General features: G+C 29.8%; 16 protein-coding genes. 2 read left to right on the top strand and 14 right to left on the bottom strand.

Annotation, left to right across the window (positions count from 1 at the left end; genetic code table 11):
- Nucleotides 1–14: 14 nt before the first annotated feature.
- From CSPB_RS00450 to CSPB_RS00425, 6 genes are read right to left on the bottom strand one after another with little or no spacing between them, the layout of a single operon-like run.
- A complete protein-coding gene (locus CSPB_RS00450) occupies nt 15–785 on the bottom strand; it encodes a pseudouridine synthase (protein ID WP_089192713.1) in 771 nt (256 codons plus the stop codon).
- 2 nt (nt 786–787) lie between these two features.
- Nucleotides 788–1750, bottom strand: a complete 963-nt coding sequence (locus tag CSPB_RS00445) for a KpsF/GutQ family sugar-phosphate isomerase (RefSeq protein WP_089192712.1) — start codon at nt 1748–1750, stop codon at nt 788–790.
- Between the two features lie 9 nt (nt 1751–1759).
- Nucleotides 1760–3757: a ribonuclease J gene (locus CSPB_RS00440; RefSeq protein WP_089192711.1), complete on the bottom strand. Its 1998-nt coding sequence runs from the start codon at nt 3755–3757 to the stop codon at nt 1760–1762.
- Nucleotides 3732–4529 carry a 16S rRNA (adenine(1518)-N(6)/adenine(1519)-N(6))-dimethyltransferase RsmA gene (gene rsmA, locus CSPB_RS00435; protein WP_089193890.1) on the bottom strand — a complete coding sequence of 266 codons (798 nt, stop codon included), beginning with the start codon at nt 4527–4529 and terminating at the stop codon, nt 3732–3734. Before rsmA ends, CSPB_RS00440 begins: the two co-directional genes overlap by 26 nt.
- Nucleotides 4530–4572: 43 nt before the next feature.
- Entirely contained in the window at nt 4573–4992 is a 420-nt protein-coding gene (locus CSPB_RS00430) for a GNAT family N-acetyltransferase (RefSeq protein WP_033917086.1), read from the bottom strand.
- Nucleotides 4989–5978, bottom strand: a complete 990-nt coding sequence (locus tag CSPB_RS00425) for a DUF2156 domain-containing protein (protein WP_033917087.1) — start codon at nt 5976–5978, stop codon at nt 4989–4991. The genes CSPB_RS00430 and CSPB_RS00425 overlap by 4 nt, the downstream gene beginning before the upstream one ends.
- 134 nt (nt 5979–6112) lie before the next feature.
- Here CSPB_RS00425 and yedF point away from each other — a divergent pair, with 134 nt between their 5' ends.
- Both yedF and selD read left to right on the top strand, forming a co-directional pair.
- A complete protein-coding gene (yedF, locus tag CSPB_RS00420; protein WP_033917088.1) occupies nt 6113–6706 on the top strand; it encodes a sulfurtransferase-like selenium metabolism protein YedF in 594 nt (197 codons plus the stop codon).
- Complete coding sequence (gene selD / locus CSPB_RS00415) at nt 6703–7731, top strand: selenide, water dikinase SelD (protein WP_089192710.1); 1029 nt, start codon at nt 6703–6705, stop codon at nt 7729–7731. Before yedF ends, selD begins: the two co-directional genes overlap by 4 nt.
- A gap of 42 nt (nt 7732–7773) precedes the next feature.
- Here selD and CSPB_RS00410 read toward each other — a convergent pair whose 3' ends face one another.
- From CSPB_RS00410 to CSPB_RS00375, 8 genes are all read right to left on the bottom strand, one after another.
- Nucleotides 7774–8445 carry a DUF799 domain-containing protein gene (locus CSPB_RS00410; RefSeq protein WP_089192709.1) on the bottom strand — a complete coding sequence of 224 codons (672 nt, stop codon included), beginning with the start codon at nt 8443–8445 and terminating at the stop codon, nt 7774–7776.
- Nucleotides 8442–8822: a DUF4810 domain-containing protein gene (locus CSPB_RS00405; protein ID WP_089192708.1), complete on the bottom strand. Its 381-nt coding sequence runs from the start codon at nt 8820–8822 to the stop codon at nt 8442–8444. Before CSPB_RS00405 ends, CSPB_RS00410 begins: the two co-directional genes overlap by 4 nt.
- Entirely contained in the window at nt 8819–9475 is a 657-nt protein-coding gene (locus CSPB_RS00400; protein WP_089192707.1) for a CsgG/HfaB family protein, read from the bottom strand. The genes CSPB_RS00405 and CSPB_RS00400 overlap by 4 nt, the downstream gene beginning before the upstream one ends.
- 66 nt (nt 9476–9541) lie before the next feature.
- Nucleotides 9542–10300 (bottom strand): ABC transporter ATP-binding protein, encoded by a 759-nt coding sequence (locus CSPB_RS00395; RefSeq protein ID WP_033917093.1) that lies wholly within the window; start codon nt 10298–10300, stop codon nt 9542–9544.
- Complete coding sequence (locus tag CSPB_RS00390; RefSeq protein ID WP_033917094.1) at nt 10301–11053, bottom strand: ATP-binding cassette domain-containing protein; 753 nt, start codon at nt 11051–11053, stop codon at nt 10301–10303.
- A complete protein-coding gene (locus CSPB_RS00385; protein WP_033917095.1) occupies nt 11050–11847 on the bottom strand; it encodes an ABC transporter permease in 798 nt (265 codons plus the stop codon). Before CSPB_RS00385 ends, CSPB_RS00390 begins: the two co-directional genes overlap by 4 nt.
- Complete coding sequence (locus CSPB_RS00380) at nt 11844–12794, bottom strand: ABC transporter permease (protein WP_033917096.1); 951 nt, start codon at nt 12792–12794, stop codon at nt 11844–11846. The genes CSPB_RS00385 and CSPB_RS00380 overlap by 4 nt, the downstream gene beginning before the upstream one ends.
- An 8-nt stretch (nt 12795–12802) precedes the next feature.
- Complete coding sequence (locus CSPB_RS00375) at nt 12803–14308, bottom strand: ABC transporter substrate-binding protein (protein ID WP_193625396.1); 1506 nt, start codon at nt 14306–14308, stop codon at nt 12803–12805.
- Nucleotides 14309–14459: the final 151 nt, after the last annotated feature.

The raw sequence follows: 14459 nt of genomic DNA, 5'->3' as shown, positions 1-14459 counted from the left end.
CTTATAAAATATAATTAATAATATACTTTATTTTGTTTCAAAAAATCTCTTAAATCATCATACTCGCTATTGGTAAAATATCGCCATTTGCCCTCTTTTAACATCCCAAGCTCAATTATGCCATAGCTTACGCGTTTTAAATCCATTACTTCTAAATCAAAGCAACCAAAAAATCGCCTTAATTCTCTATTTTGACCCTCATTTATCATCACTCTAAGTTTTGTATATCCTCCACTTGAACCAAATATATCATATGCAATAAATGGCTTAAATTCCATCGATTTTATGGTAGTTTTTGCATGAGCTCCCTTTGTTGCGTCTTTTGCAAAAAAGCCATCTTTCATCGCAGTTTTAACCTCATCTGTGATTTCACCTTTAATTTTAAGATAATACTCTCGTTCCAAATCGCTGTTTGTTAATGCATTAGCGATAGCTGGTGCGTCTGTTAATAGTAAAAGTCCCTCACTTGCAAAGTCCAAGCGCCCAACGCTAACAAATTTGCTAAAACCGCTTGGTAGACTATCATAAATCTTGCGACGACCACGATCGTCTTTTTTTGTTACTAACTCGCCTTTTGGTTTGTTATAAACAATCATTGTAAAATCTTTTTTAAGCTTTACTAATCGCCCGTTTATGCATATTTTTTCTTCACCGCTAACTTCTATAAAATCATTAATAATTCTACCATTTACACTAACTTTTGAGTTTTTTATAAGTTCATCTGCTTCTCTTCTTGAATAACTTGTATTGTGAGATATAAATTTATTTAACCTCATTTTTTGCATTTTTATAATCCTAATTTTGTTAGTTCGTGAATGTGTAAAACGCCAATTGGTTTATTTGATTCATTAACAACAACTAAAAGTTGTATTTTATACTCTTCTATAATTTTTAATGCATCATAAGCAAGCATATCCGCATTTGTTATAACTTTTGGATTTTTAGTAGCGTAATTTATGGCTTTATCGTTGATATCAAAATTTTCTTTCATCAAAGCTCTACGCAAATCACCATCACTCAAAATAGCTTCTAAATTTCCATTTTTATCTGTTAGCAAAACAGAGCCAAGTTTACCATGTGTCATTGTATCTATGGCTAACTTTAAACTAATATCACTTTGTGCGATAGGCAAAGGTGCTTTTTGCATTACATCTTTTACTTTTAAAAATAGCCTTTTACCCAAACTTCCGCCAGGATGAAAATTTGCAAAATCTTCTTTTTTAAAACTATTTTTTCTCATCAAACAAACAGCCAACGCATCGCCAAGTGCAAGTGTTAGTGTCGTAGAAACCGTAGGAGCTGCCACTATTGAACACGCTTCTTTTAATATATCAATTTTGATAAATGCATCACTAAATTTACCAAGTGAACTATTTTTATCTTTTGCCATAGCTATGATTTTATTACCATATCTTTTTATGTGCGGCATTATGTTTATAAGCTCATCGCTTTCTCCACTAAATGATATGGCAAGTATGATATCGTCGCTTTGAAGCATACCAAGATCTCCATGCATGGCCTCAGTTGGGTGTAAAAAAAAGCTAGGTGTTCCTGTGCTTGCCAAAGTTGCAGCTATTTTTGCTCCTATATGCCCGCTTTTGCCAACGCCAGTAACTACAACTTTACCTTTGCAATCATTTATCAAATTTATGGCATCTTCTATATCTTTTCCAATAATATCAGCATTGCGCAAAAGTTCATTTCCTTCAAGCCTTAAAACTTCTCTTGCTATTTCTAAAATTTCACTCATTTTATGCCTTTACATCAAATAAATCACAGGAACGATGATAGGATATTTTTTAGTTTTTCTAAATATATGTTTTCTTACAACTTGACGAATCTGGTTTTCTAATATTTTTTGATCAGACATGGCCTCATCTTTGACATTGCTTAAAAATTGAATTAGCGTTTCTTCCATCTCTTTTGTTAAATTTGAGTTTTGATTGTCATTTGTAAGGCCATAGTTCATAACGCGAGTTTTTATGAGTTTTTTCTGAGATTTGTCAATTTGTGCGATAATTATCACAACGCCAGCATCTGCTAAATTTTGCCTATCCATAACAACATTATCGCTAATTTGTTTATTTATCTGATTATCTATGAAAACTTTACCGGTTTTTACGGTTTTAACACGCTTTAGATATTTTCCACATACTTCCATTTGATCGCCATCATTCATAAGATAGATATTTGCTTCATTTATACCACATGAAATAGCAGTTTCTTTATGTTTTACTATATGATTATACTCGCCATGAACTGGCAAGAAAAATTTAGGTTTTATAAGTCTTATCATAAGTTTTTGTTCTTCTTTTGCAGCGTGTCCTGAGACATGAATTTCACTAAAGTCTTGATAAGCAACGCTTGCTCCACTTTTTAAAAGATAGTTTAACACAGTTGAAACACTACTTTCATTTCCAGGAATTGCTTTAGCTGAGATGATGATTTGGTCACTTGGTTTTATCTTTATGTATTTATGCTCATCAGTAGCCATTCTATAAAGTGCGCTCATTGTCTCTCCTTGAGAGCCAGTTGTTACTATTAAAACTTCATGGTCTGGATATTTCACAACCTCATCGGCATCTATAAAATACTTTTTGTCAATTTTTATGTAATTAAGTTGCATTGCGGTAAATAAATTTCTTTCCATTGAGCGACCTATAACACAAATTTTGCGATTATATTTTAGTCCTCTTTCTATAGCTTGATAAACTCTATGTATATTTGAGCTAAATGTACTCATTATAACTCTACCTTTTGACTTACTAAAAATATCATCAAAGGTATTTCCTACACTACCTTCACTTTTTGTAAAACCCTCTTTGTGAGAATTTGTGCTATCGCTCATTAAAAGCAAAACACCTTTTTCACCATAATATGCTAACCTACTTAAATCTGTTGGATACCCATCTATTGGGGTATGATCTATTTTAAAATCGCCAGTATGTATGATAGTTCCAGCTTTTGTAGTAATTGCAAGAGCTGAAGCATCAATTATAGAGTGAGTTATATGGATAAACTCTACACTAAAATCGCCTATATCATAAATTTTACGCTTTTCAACGGGTCTAAAGTAAGATTTTTCAGCCTTTAAGCCATGTTCATCAAATTTATTTGATATCATTCCAAGCGGTAGAGGTGTAGCATATATAGGAAATTTAAATTCTTTAAAAAAGTAAGGCATAGCACCTATATGATCTTCGTGAGCGTGCGTTATAATTATACCTTTTATTTTATTTTTTATCTTTCTTATATAATCAAAATCAGGTATCAAAATATCAACACCAAGCATATTTTCATCTGGAAAACTCATTCCAACATCAACTATAATAGCACTTGTATTTGTTTCAAACACAGTCATATTTGCACCAATCTCGCCAAGTCCACCAAGCGGTGTTATACGAACGGTATTTTCTGTATTATTATAATATTTTAATGGATTTAAACGCAAATCATGTATAGCCGCATTTGCTTCAACAGCCTCGCTTATATTTACTTGCCACTCTTCATTTCCATTTAATCTTATATTAGAAGTGCTTTTTTTAGTGTGTCTTTTTTTCTTTTTTGCTGTATCGCAGGCTGTATTTTCTAAATTTTCTTTATTATTTTGACCAGCTTTTTGTGTATTTTCATTACTGCTATTGCTATTTTTTACCTGTCTTTGAAGATTTTTTTTGTGTCTTTTATATCTATTTTGTTTATTAAATTTCCTCTCTTCTTGATTAGAATTACTAGTTATTGTTTCCTTTTCTTCCATTTTCTGCCTTTAAATTTAAAAAAATTTTTTTATATAAGGTGGCATCTATTTCATGGGCTCTTGCTGTAGGTTTTATATATAAATTTAAAAAAATTTCATTTAATTTGTCTTTAGCAAATTTTGATGATAAATTTTTTATCAACATCTTGCGTGGAGACAAAAAACATATTTTTAAAAACTCTTTAAATTTAAAATAGTCCAAATCATCTAAAATTTTTTTATCTTGTTTTATAAATTTTATAACAGATGAAGTAACTTTTGGTGGCGGATTAAATGAAGTTCTTAAAACATCAAATAAAAGCTCTATATCTCCATTTAAATTTGATATGATAGATAGTGAGCTAAATTCCTTCTCGCCAACCTTGGCACAAAATTTTTCAGCAACTTCTTTTTGCACCATTACAACAAAACCTTTGCATAAAGTATCATCTATAGCATTTAAAACCATCTTAGTTGCGACATAATAAGGTAAATTTGCCACTAAAAAATATGGTTTATCACTAAGAGATGAACTCTCCCAAACCTTTAATGCATCATCACAAATTAGCTTAATCTTACCCCCAAATTTAGATTGCAAATTCTCACAAAGATCTGAATCTATCTCATAACAGGTAACATTTCCAACTTTTATAAGCTCATTTGTTAAATCACCTAAGCCAGGCCCGATTTCAACTAAGTTTTTTTCGCCATCGGGAATCGATTGGATGATTTTATTTAAAACAGTAGCATCTTTAAGAAAATTTTGTCCAAAATGTTTTTTTGCTTTAATCATTGCCAATTTTATCTTAATCTTACTTACAAATTAATTATATATATTATTTTTTAATCATAAACAAACCATCGCAGTCATCTGAGTAATATGATGGTAAAATTTTTTCTACTACAAAACCAAATTTTTCATATAATGCTATGGCGTTTTTATTGTCTTTTCTAACTTCTAATCTTAAATGGCTAAATTTAGTAAGTACAAAGTTTATAAGTGCGGTTCCTACGCCTTTTTGTCTTGCATTTTTACTAATAGCAATTGAGTAAATTCTGGGAATTTTAAGATAAGCAAAAACCAAAATATAGCCTAAAATTTCACCATTATCATCCTTTACAACATAGAAAAAATTTTTTCTTATGTGGTAGTAAAAACTTGCCTTACTAAGCTCAAATCCACTACCACCAAAAGCCTCATTTTCTATATCTAAAAGTGCGTTTATGTCTTTTGGGTTTGCTTTAATTATATTCATTTTTGATAAATTGAGTATTTTATATCAAGTTTAAAAGGTCTATAACTCATCTTAACTTTTTTAAGATTTTCAAAGCCCATATCATCGCCTACATTTATAAACTCACAATTGTATTTTTGTTTTAAAATTTTACTAAATTCTCTAAATATAAACTGCGCACATCCAAGAGTTTGGAAATTTGTCTTTTCTATGATAACACTTGCTACGCCTTCATTGATTTTTTCTCCTACGGTAAATCCATGCATTTCATCATCTATATAGATAACTATACCGATAAGTTCAAGCTCTTCATAGAAATTTAGCATTCTTTTTATGGCAGTTTTTTCTTGATAAATTCCCTCCATAAAATCATCAATCTGCTCTTTTGGCATATATTTTATACGCTCTTGAACCCAAATATTACTTAAAGATATAATGTCGTTTTTATGCTTTGCAACATCAAGCTCTTCTACTCTAAAATTTGGATATGTGTTTTTAAATTTATTTATTTCAGTTCGTTTTGTATGATACGAATTTCCTTTTAGCTCTATAAGATCATCTGTTTTATAAATATAATCAGCCAATTTTTTTTCAAATACAAAATCCTCAAACACATCAAAAATTATAGCATTAGGATCAAGCGAAGTTGCAAATTTTTCCAAAATAACCTCAGCTACATAATCAATCCTTGCGTAATGTTGCGAACTATTGTTTGCATTCATAAGTTCAAAGCAGTGTAAAATCGCATTTTTTAAATTTGAAAGCTTACCAAGTGGCGGTAAAAGCATACTAAGCTCACTTCCAGTCATTATAAAAAGACAAAAACAATCATCAATAATCGCATAAAATCCGCTAGAATTTGAAAGCCAAATATAATTTGATGCAAAAGTATAATCACTGATGTCAACTTGCTGATCAAGTCCAAGCTCTGTTAAATACTTTTGCATAATATCTTTTGAATGTATATCAAATTTATGTAACTCGTAACCATTTATATCAAATTTCATTTCTTATCCTATATGTAAATTTTCGCAATTATACTCTTAAATTTAGACTTTTTATTTAATTTTGAAAAAATAAAATTTAAGGTATAATATATTTAGCTTCAAGGTTTGAAAAAAACTAAATTTAAAGGAATATTATGCAAATTGATTGTAGAAATATGGAGTGTCCAAAGCCAGTAATTGAGACAAAAAATGCTTTAGAGAAAATGCAAATAGGCGAAAGTTTAAGTATTTTAGTAAACGATACAGCCCCACTTAATAATGTCAAAAAATTTCTAAGCAATTTTGGTATGAATCCAAGTATAAAAAACTTTGAAAGATACGATGAAATTTGCGTTATAAAAACCAAAGATATAACCGAGATAAATGATAATGAATACAACTGCGAAATGCCGTCTAAAAGATCAAAACTTGTGTATTTTAAAGATGATAAAATAGGACCTATGCCTATTGGCGAAACAGTTTTAACTACATTTTTAAGCTCACTTTTAAGCTCGCCAGTAAAACCAAAATACATAATATGCGTAAATAATTCGGTTTTAATGACCACTAATAGAGATCACTATGGATATAAACCACTTAAAGATTTAGAAAATGCTGGTGTTAAAATCATAAGTTGTGGAAGTTGTTTAAAATCACTAAATTTAGTTGATAAGCTTAGTATCGGAGAGCTTGGAAATGCTTATGAAATAGCAGTTTTACTTATGGAAAATGATGTAGTTTCGCTATGATTTATAACAATAAAAAGCTAACAAAATTTGTAAAAGCTGCTGGTTGAGCTGCCAAAATAGACCCGTCGGGTTTAAACAAATACATTGGCACTTTACTAGAAAAAAATGTAAATTTACTATCATCAATTAATAGCAACGAAGATGCAGCAATCTTTAAAATAAACGAGGAGTTGGCTCTTGTTCAAACTCTTGATTTTATAACGCCTGTGGTAGATGACCCGTTTATATATGGTCAAATCGCAGCTGCAAATTCACTAAGTGATATTTTCGCAATGGGCGGAGAAGTGATAAATGCACTAAATATTATGGGTTTTGATAGTTGTAATTTCGAAAAATCTATAATGAGTGAAATTTTACAAGGCGGCAAAAGCAAAATCAATGAATGTGGCGGAGTTTTAGTAGGCGGACATAGCATAGAAACAAAAGAGATGTATTATGGGTTAAGCGTTACAGGTAAAGTTAATCCAAAGAATTTTTGGAGCAATAGCACGGCAAAAATTGGCGATGTTTTAATTCTTACAAAACCGCTTGGCATAGGCGTTTTAAGCACTTGTATAAAAGCCGATATACTAAATTTAAAAGAAATACAAGAAGCCATATCTTATATGACTCAGCTAAATTTCTATGCCATCAGTGCATTAAAAGATATAAAAGTAAGTGCTTGTACGGATATAACTGGCTTTGGCTTGCTTGGACATCTTTTTGAGATGAGTAGAGATGATATAAGTTTTGTTTTACAAAAAGACAATATCCCGCTCATGAAATCAGCTATCAAATATGCAAATATGGGCTTTATACCAGCTGGAAGCTATAAAAATATGGAATTTGTTAAAACATATATTTATAGTAAAGACGAAGTTGATATTTTGTATTTTGATGCACAAACAAGCGGTGGCTTACTTCTTAGTATTGAGCAAAAAGACGCAAATAAAACACTTATAAATTTAAAAAATGCAGGATATGAAAAAAGTGCAATTATAGGCGAAGTTTGCGAACCAAAAGAGCAAAAAATTATAATAAAATAACTATTTATATAAAGCCAAATTTGCTTTAGAATTTAATATAAATCATTTACTAAGCTGTTTATCTTTACCAAAATTTGGGGATCTATGCCCGTGTAAAATACATTTATAACAATCCGTAGAAAATGTTATAAAATCAGTAGTTTTTGCAACATTATAAGAGTTATCTGTTACAGTATTTACAACTTGTGCCACCATAGCAGTTATAAACATTCCTATAATATTATTATTACCATTACTTGCTGATTGAATTATCTTTTCACTTCTATCCCAGAGCAAATTTCCATTGTTTAAATCTATTAATTTTACAGAAATTTCAATTGTAATTTGTGTATCAAGTAAAGCATACCTAGAACCATAATCTTTAACATCTATAAATAAAACACTATCAGCCAAGTAAATTTCTCTTAGTTTATTAAGCGGAATTTGGGCTATATCTTCGCCACTAAAAATCCCATTACTCTTAAAAGTTTCATTAACCAAAGTTACTGGAAACACATAATACCCAGCCTCACTTAATGGCAAAATAGCATTTGCTAAAATTGCCGTTGCTGCCTTTGGTTCTAGCGATTCGTTTTTTGGCATAACCACCAAAATAGACTTTGGTCTTGATTGCAAAAAATTCGAATAATCATAAATATCGGGCTCTTTTGTTGCACAACCGCTAAATAAAAACAATGTCAAAAACGATAAAAAAATTAAAAATTTAAATCTCATTTTTTATCCTTTTTAGTTTTTATAATTGATTTGGTTTTACTGCTTTTTAGAAATTCCACATACTGCCTTGATTCTTCAAAAAGCTCCGCTTCTTTGTCTAAATAAGCAAAAAACTTCTCATCATCTCCATTTTTGTGATACATTAATCCTAGATGTGCATAAAGACCTGGCGGAACTTTTTCGTTTTTTTCATAAGCTTTTTGGATATATTTTTCTAAATTATCTATCTGTTCGTTTATATCGCCTTCTTCATTAAGATAGTTATAGATGGATTCCTCATAACTCGCATCCCAATAGTATATCGGCTTTTTAGAAGCAGCACAACCTGATAAAAGTATCGCAAATATACCTAAAAACAATATTTTATAAAGTTTCATTTCCACTCTTTATTATCAAGTCCTAAAGCTAGATTATTAACAGCCTCATTTATAGAAAGGCTTAAAACCCTACCATTTAGCGTTGCATCATATCCAGCAGTTCCACCAAAACCTATAACTTCACGATTTGAAAGAGAGTATTCTCCAGCACCTTGCGTAGAATATACAATTTGAGAAGTCTTAACATCAACGATATTTAAATTTACTTTTGAATACGCAATTTGAGTTTTACCACGACCTAAAATTCCAAAAAGCTGATGATCTCCAACTGTTTTTCTACCAAACTCAACAACATCACCTGTTATAATATATCTAGCACCTTTTATATCTTGTGTTGTTTTAGAAAAACCACTTTCTTGTGCCATAGCTTTTAAATTTGTTCTGTCTAAAACATCAAATCTTCCACTTTGTTGCAAACTTGTTGCAAGTATAGTTTGAGCTTGATTTCCAAGTCTATCTTCGCCATCTGAAAATATGCCATTTTGATATGATGATTGGTTGTTAAATCTTCCTATGGATACTGATATTTTTTGACCTTGATATGCAACCTTTGATATCTCAACTTTTGGTACTTCAACCACTCTTGAGCTTTCACTAGCACAACCAACAAACACCACAGCAGTACATACTAAAATTAAAATTTTTTGTTTCATTTTTATGCCTTATAATAAAAATTTTACAAATATACCTCAAAATTTATAAAAGCAATATAAATTTGGTTATTTTTTTATAGCTTTTTGAAACTTGGCATAATACTTATTTTGTTTTGCGTCTTCAAAAGTGCCATTATAAACAACTTCTCCATTTTCAAGGATAAGAGCATTTTTACATAAAAATTTAGCTACTTCTAGGTTGTGAGTTATCAAAATATAAGAAATATTATAATTTTTTTTAAGCTCTTTTAGTAAGATAAGAAGCTTTTTTTGGTTTAAAAAATCAAGCCCACTTGTTATCTCATCAAGTATCAAAAACTTTGGTTTTACAATAAGTGTTCTTGCAAGTGCTACTCTAGCTCCCATTCCGCCACTTATCTCATAAGGTTTTTTATCCAAAATATCTTCTTTTAATCCTAAATTTTCTAATATTTTCAAAAGATTTGATTTATCAAATTTGATATTAAAATTCAAATAAACATCTTTAAAAAGTTGTATTATGCTTCTTTTTGGATTAAGCGATAAATGCGTATTTTGAAAAACATATTGTATATGACTTCTTAACTTTCTTTGTTCGCTAAATTTAAGATTAGTTATGTTTATATCATCAAGATAAATTTCGCCTTTATCGCAATTTTCAAGCATACACACCATTCTAGCAAGAGTGCTTTTTCCACTTCCACTACTTCCTAAAATAGCCAAATCCTCGCCACTTTTAATTTCAAAATTTATGTCTTTTAAAACCTCTAGCTTTTCATAATGTTCTAAAATATGCCTTTTTATGAGATAATTTTTATGTAAATTTACAACCTTTAATCTACACATTTAGTTTAACTTTCCACACAAAATTTCTTTTGTCAGCTCTTCTTTAGGGTTTGTAAATATTTCAAATTTAGAATTTGTTTCTATTATACTGCCACTATCAAACACACAAATTTCATCCGCAAGCTCATAAACAACATACGGATCGTGTGTTATGATGATGAAATTTATCTCATTTTTAAGCTCTTTTAATATATCTATGATATTTTGTGCATTAATGCTATCAAGCGAACTTGTTATTTCATCGCAAATAAGCAATTTTTGTTTCATACATAAATTTAGAGCAATTTGCACTCTTGCTAGCATTCCGCCACTTATTTGCATAGGAAAAGAATGCCATAAAAGTTCTATATCATTAAAACCAAGACGAAAAAATGTTTCAAAAGCTATTTTTTTAATTTCCTTAACATCTTTGTAGTGATTTTTTAAAGTTGTGATAAAAATATCACCTATATTATAAAGCGGATGAAAGCTTTCGCCAGCATTTTGAAAAATTAGTCCTACATCAAATTTGCGGTAATTTACAAGTTCTTTTTTACTAAATAATAGAACTTTTTTGCCAAAAATTTCAAATCTGCTTGCATTTAAAACAAACTCGTTTCCTAAAAGATTTATTAAAGTTCTTGCAAACATAGACTTACCACTACCGCTTTGCCCTATAATGCCAAGTGTTTTATCATTTTTGATATTTAAGTTTATATTTTTTAAAATATGATGATTTTTATATATTAAATTTAAATTTTCTATATTTATCAAGTATAAATCCTATCTTTTTGCTCTATGAAATTTCCTATATAAAGCACACAAATAATAAGCAAAAACAGCACAATTCCAGGATAAAATATAATCCACCAAGCTCCAACAAACATAGCATTAGTAGAATCATTTAGCATATTACCTAAACTTGCTTTGCCAACAGGAACGCCTATGCCAAAAAAACTAAGCACAGCTTCGGTTGCTATGGCATGAGCGAAATTTATACTAAAAAATACCATTAATATGCTAAATAAATTTGGTAAAATCTCTTTAAAAATAATATTCATTTTTGAACTTCCAAGAACAATTGCAGATTTTACAAACTCTTGGCTTGATATCTTTTCATACTCATTTCGCATAACTCTTGCTGTTTGCATCCATAAACTAAGCGATATTACAACAATCATATTTATAATCCCTGCATCTAAAATAGTGCTAAAAAACATTATAAAAAGCATCATTGGCATAGCCAAAAATCCATCTACGATTCTCATCATTATGTGATCTATATTTTTTGGAGAAATTGCAGCTAAAAAAGCATAAATTACCCCTATAAAACAGCTAAAAAACGCACTAAAAAAACCAACTATCAAAGAAATTCTAAGAGCATATAAAATTCTAGTTAAAATATCCCTACCTAGCATATCTGTGCCAAAAATATAAGTAGAATTTGGAGCAAGCCTAGCAGATTCAAGATTTACATAATCTGGATTAAAATGCGTAATAAACGGTGCAAATAAAGCTAAAATTGCTAATGCAATAATAATCAAAAAAGCAAAAAGAAACTTTTTCATAAGCTTTTTTGTCCTCTATTTATAATAATGCAAAGTATTTTTGCAAACAAATTGCCAAATACAGCAAAAACAGCAGTTAGCAAAATAACAGCTAAAATTACAGAATAATCTTTACTAAGTATAGAAGTTATCGCTAATTCGCCAAGTCCAGGATACAAAAAAATACTTTCTATAATGTAAGAGCCAGTTATAAGTGTAACAAAATTTGCTCCTATATAGCTAATTATAGGCACTAATGAATGTTTTAAAACGCCTTTGTAAATTTCAAATTTACCAACACCTCTTGCAAACATAGCAAATACAAAAGGTTGTTTTAATGAGATCAAAAAACTGCTTCTTACCACTCTTATATAAAGCCCAATATGAGCCACAAAAAGAACAAGAAGTGGCAAAACTATATGATAAGCCCTGCTTTTTAAGCTATCATCACCAAGTGCATGAAGACCTGAAGTTGGAAAAATTCCAAAATGCACAGAAAATACCATAATTGCTACTAAAGCTATCCAAAAAGATGGCATATAAACAAAACCAAACGATATAAAAGTTATAGCATGATCTATAAATTTATTCTCATTTAATGCACTAATTATCCCAAAAATAAGCGAAAAAATAACAAGAAGTATTAAATTTAAACCATTTAAAATGATTGTATTTAAAAATCTCTCATTAAAAAGCTCATTAATACTTCTAAAATCTATCAAAGAATAACCAAAATTTCCACATAATGCATTTTTTAACCACGAAAAATACTGAATTAAAAAAGGTCTCTCAAGACCGAGTTTGTGAGAAATTTGCTCTTTTATAGCCTCGCTTACAACCTCTGGTCTTGAAAACATTGCATAAACAGCGTCAGTTGGCAGTAAATACGCAACCAAATATATGCAAAAACTAAGACAAAAAAGTAGAAATATCGCTGAAAAAAGCTCTTTTAATATAAGACTTTTCAACTATTTAACTACTCTTTTATCCAATCTTTTACATTCCAAGCAAAACCACCACCATGATGACCCAATACATGAGGCTTTATACCTGAAATTTTAGCATTATAAACAAGCGGAAACTCAAGATAGGTTATAAATATAAATGGTGGATTTTCATAAATAGCTTCTAAAAATTTACTATAATAAACCTTTCTATCTTCTATATTAGCCAAACTTCTGGCTTTTAAAAGAGCTCCATCTACATTTTTATCATTATAATGACTATAGTTCCAACCATTTGGATCTACACTACTATCAGCAAAACTGCCAAAAATTCTATATGTATGAAAATCCGGATCAAATGGAGAACCCCAACCTATAAGAAATGTATCAACATCTGAAATTTTAAATGAGCCTTGTGGTTTTGCATGAGCTGTCGCATTTATACCAATTTTTTGAAAATCACTTGATAAAATATTTGCAAGACTTACACGCAAAGGATCTGTATTGTAAGCATATATGCCAAATTTAAGCTCTTTGCCATCTTTTTCAAAATATCCATTTTTATTTTTGCTCCATCCATTATCTTGCAAAATTTTTATAGCTTTTTTGGGATTGTATTCAAATTTAGCAACATTTTCATCATTTGCCCAGCTTTTTTCTATAGGATTATTTGCAACGCTTCCATAACCATGTAAAATATTTTTTACTATAGCTTCTTTATTTACTGCATAATTTAGAGCCTTGCGAACATTTTTATCTTTAAAAAGTTCATTTTGCATATTAAACATCAAAGCTCTATAATCCGCACTATCTTCTTTTAAGATTTTCAAATTTGGATTTTTTGAAAGCTTTATGGCCATATTTGGCTCACTTAATGCCGCGTCTAACTCGCCTTTTTGAAGTTGCATAGCCGCAACATTAAAATCAGGTACAAATTTCATATAAATATTTTTTGTTTTTGCAACGCCGCCATAATATTTATCAAAAGCTTCAAATTTAAGATATTTTCCTTTATTCCATTCTACCAATTTATAAGGTCCTGTACCAATAGGTGTATTATTGTAGTTATCTACGCTTAAATCTTTTCCATCTAAAATATGCTTTGGAAGCATACCTATACTAAGAGTTGATAAAAGCGGTTCAAAAGGTGTTTTTAGTGTAATTTTTATCTTATACGGACTTAAAACCTCGACTTTGTCTATAGGTTCGTAATTTGCTTTTGCAGGAGAACTTAATTTCTCATCAAGTGCTGTTTGTATAGTAAATTTAACATCATCTGCACTAAATTTCTCTCCATCGTGCCAATATACATCATCTCTTAGTTCAAATGTATAAACTTTTCTATCTTTACTTATCTCCCAGCTTTTTGCAAGATCTGGAATTACTTGCATATTTTCATCATGTGTTGTAAGTCCTGAAAATATAAGATCTAAAGCACTATCATGATCTTCATCAAAAAGTGGATTTATCTTAGGCGTTTCGTTTTCTACACCAATGACAATAGTATCACTTTTGGCAAAAACTAAAGTATTTATCATAAATACTGATATCAAAAAAAACAATATTTTTTTCACATCTGCTCCTTGTTAAAAAATTACAATTATTGTAACATAAATTTTATAAAAATAATACTTTAAATAATATATTTTATATAAATTTATTATTAAAATTATAAAATGCAAAACTATG

Source organism: Campylobacter sputorum (assembly GCF_002220775.1).
Lineage (GTDB): Bacteria > Campylobacterota > Campylobacteria > Campylobacterales > Campylobacteraceae > Campylobacter_F > Campylobacter_F bovis.
This window is presented reverse-complemented; position numbering and strand designations above follow the sequence as displayed.

Bases quoted from the DNA above. Each gene is read 5' to 3' on its own strand.
- CSPB_RS00450 (WP_089192713.1), bottom strand. From the start codon at position 785: ATGCAAAAAATGAGGTTAAATAAATTTATATCTCACAATACAAGTTAT.
- CSPB_RS00445 (WP_089192712.1), bottom strand. From the start codon at position 1,750: ATGAGTGAAATTTTAGAAATAGCAAGAGAAGTTTTAAGGCTTGAAGGA.
- CSPB_RS00440 (WP_089192711.1), bottom strand. From the start codon at position 3,757: ATGGAAGAAAAGGAAACAATAACTAGTAATTCTAATCAAGAAGAGAGG.
- rsmA (WP_089193890.1), bottom strand. From the start codon at position 4,529: ATGATTAAAGCAAAAAAACATTTTGGACAAAATTTTCTTAAAGATGCT.
- CSPB_RS00430 (WP_033917086.1), bottom strand. From the start codon at position 4,992: ATGAATATAATTAAAGCAAACCCAAAAGACATAAACGCACTTTTAGAT.
- CSPB_RS00425 (WP_033917087.1), bottom strand. From the start codon at position 5,978: ATGAAATTTGATATAAATGGTTACGAGTTACATAAATTTGATATACAT.
- yedF (WP_033917088.1), top strand. From the start codon at position 6,113: ATGCAAATTGATTGTAGAAATATGGAGTGTCCAAAGCCAGTAATTGAG.
- CSPB_RS00410 (WP_089192709.1), bottom strand. From the start codon at position 8,445: ATGAGATTTAAATTTTTAATTTTTTTATCGTTTTTGACATTGTTTTTA.
- CSPB_RS00405 (WP_089192708.1), bottom strand. From the start codon at position 8,822: ATGAAACTTTATAAAATATTGTTTTTAGGTATATTTGCGATACTTTTA.
- CSPB_RS00400 (WP_089192707.1), bottom strand. From the start codon at position 9,475: ATGAAACAAAAAATTTTAATTTTAGTATGTACTGCTGTGGTGTTTGTT.
- CSPB_RS00395 (WP_033917093.1), bottom strand. From the start codon at position 10,300: ATGTGTAGATTAAAGGTTGTAAATTTACATAAAAATTATCTCATAAAA.
- CSPB_RS00385 (WP_033917095.1), bottom strand. From the start codon at position 11,847: ATGAAAAAGTTTCTTTTTGCTTTTTTGATTATTATTGCATTAGCAATT.
- CSPB_RS00375 (WP_193625396.1), bottom strand. From the start codon at position 14,308: ATGATAAATACTTTAGTTTTTGCCAAAAGTGATACTATTGTCATTGGT.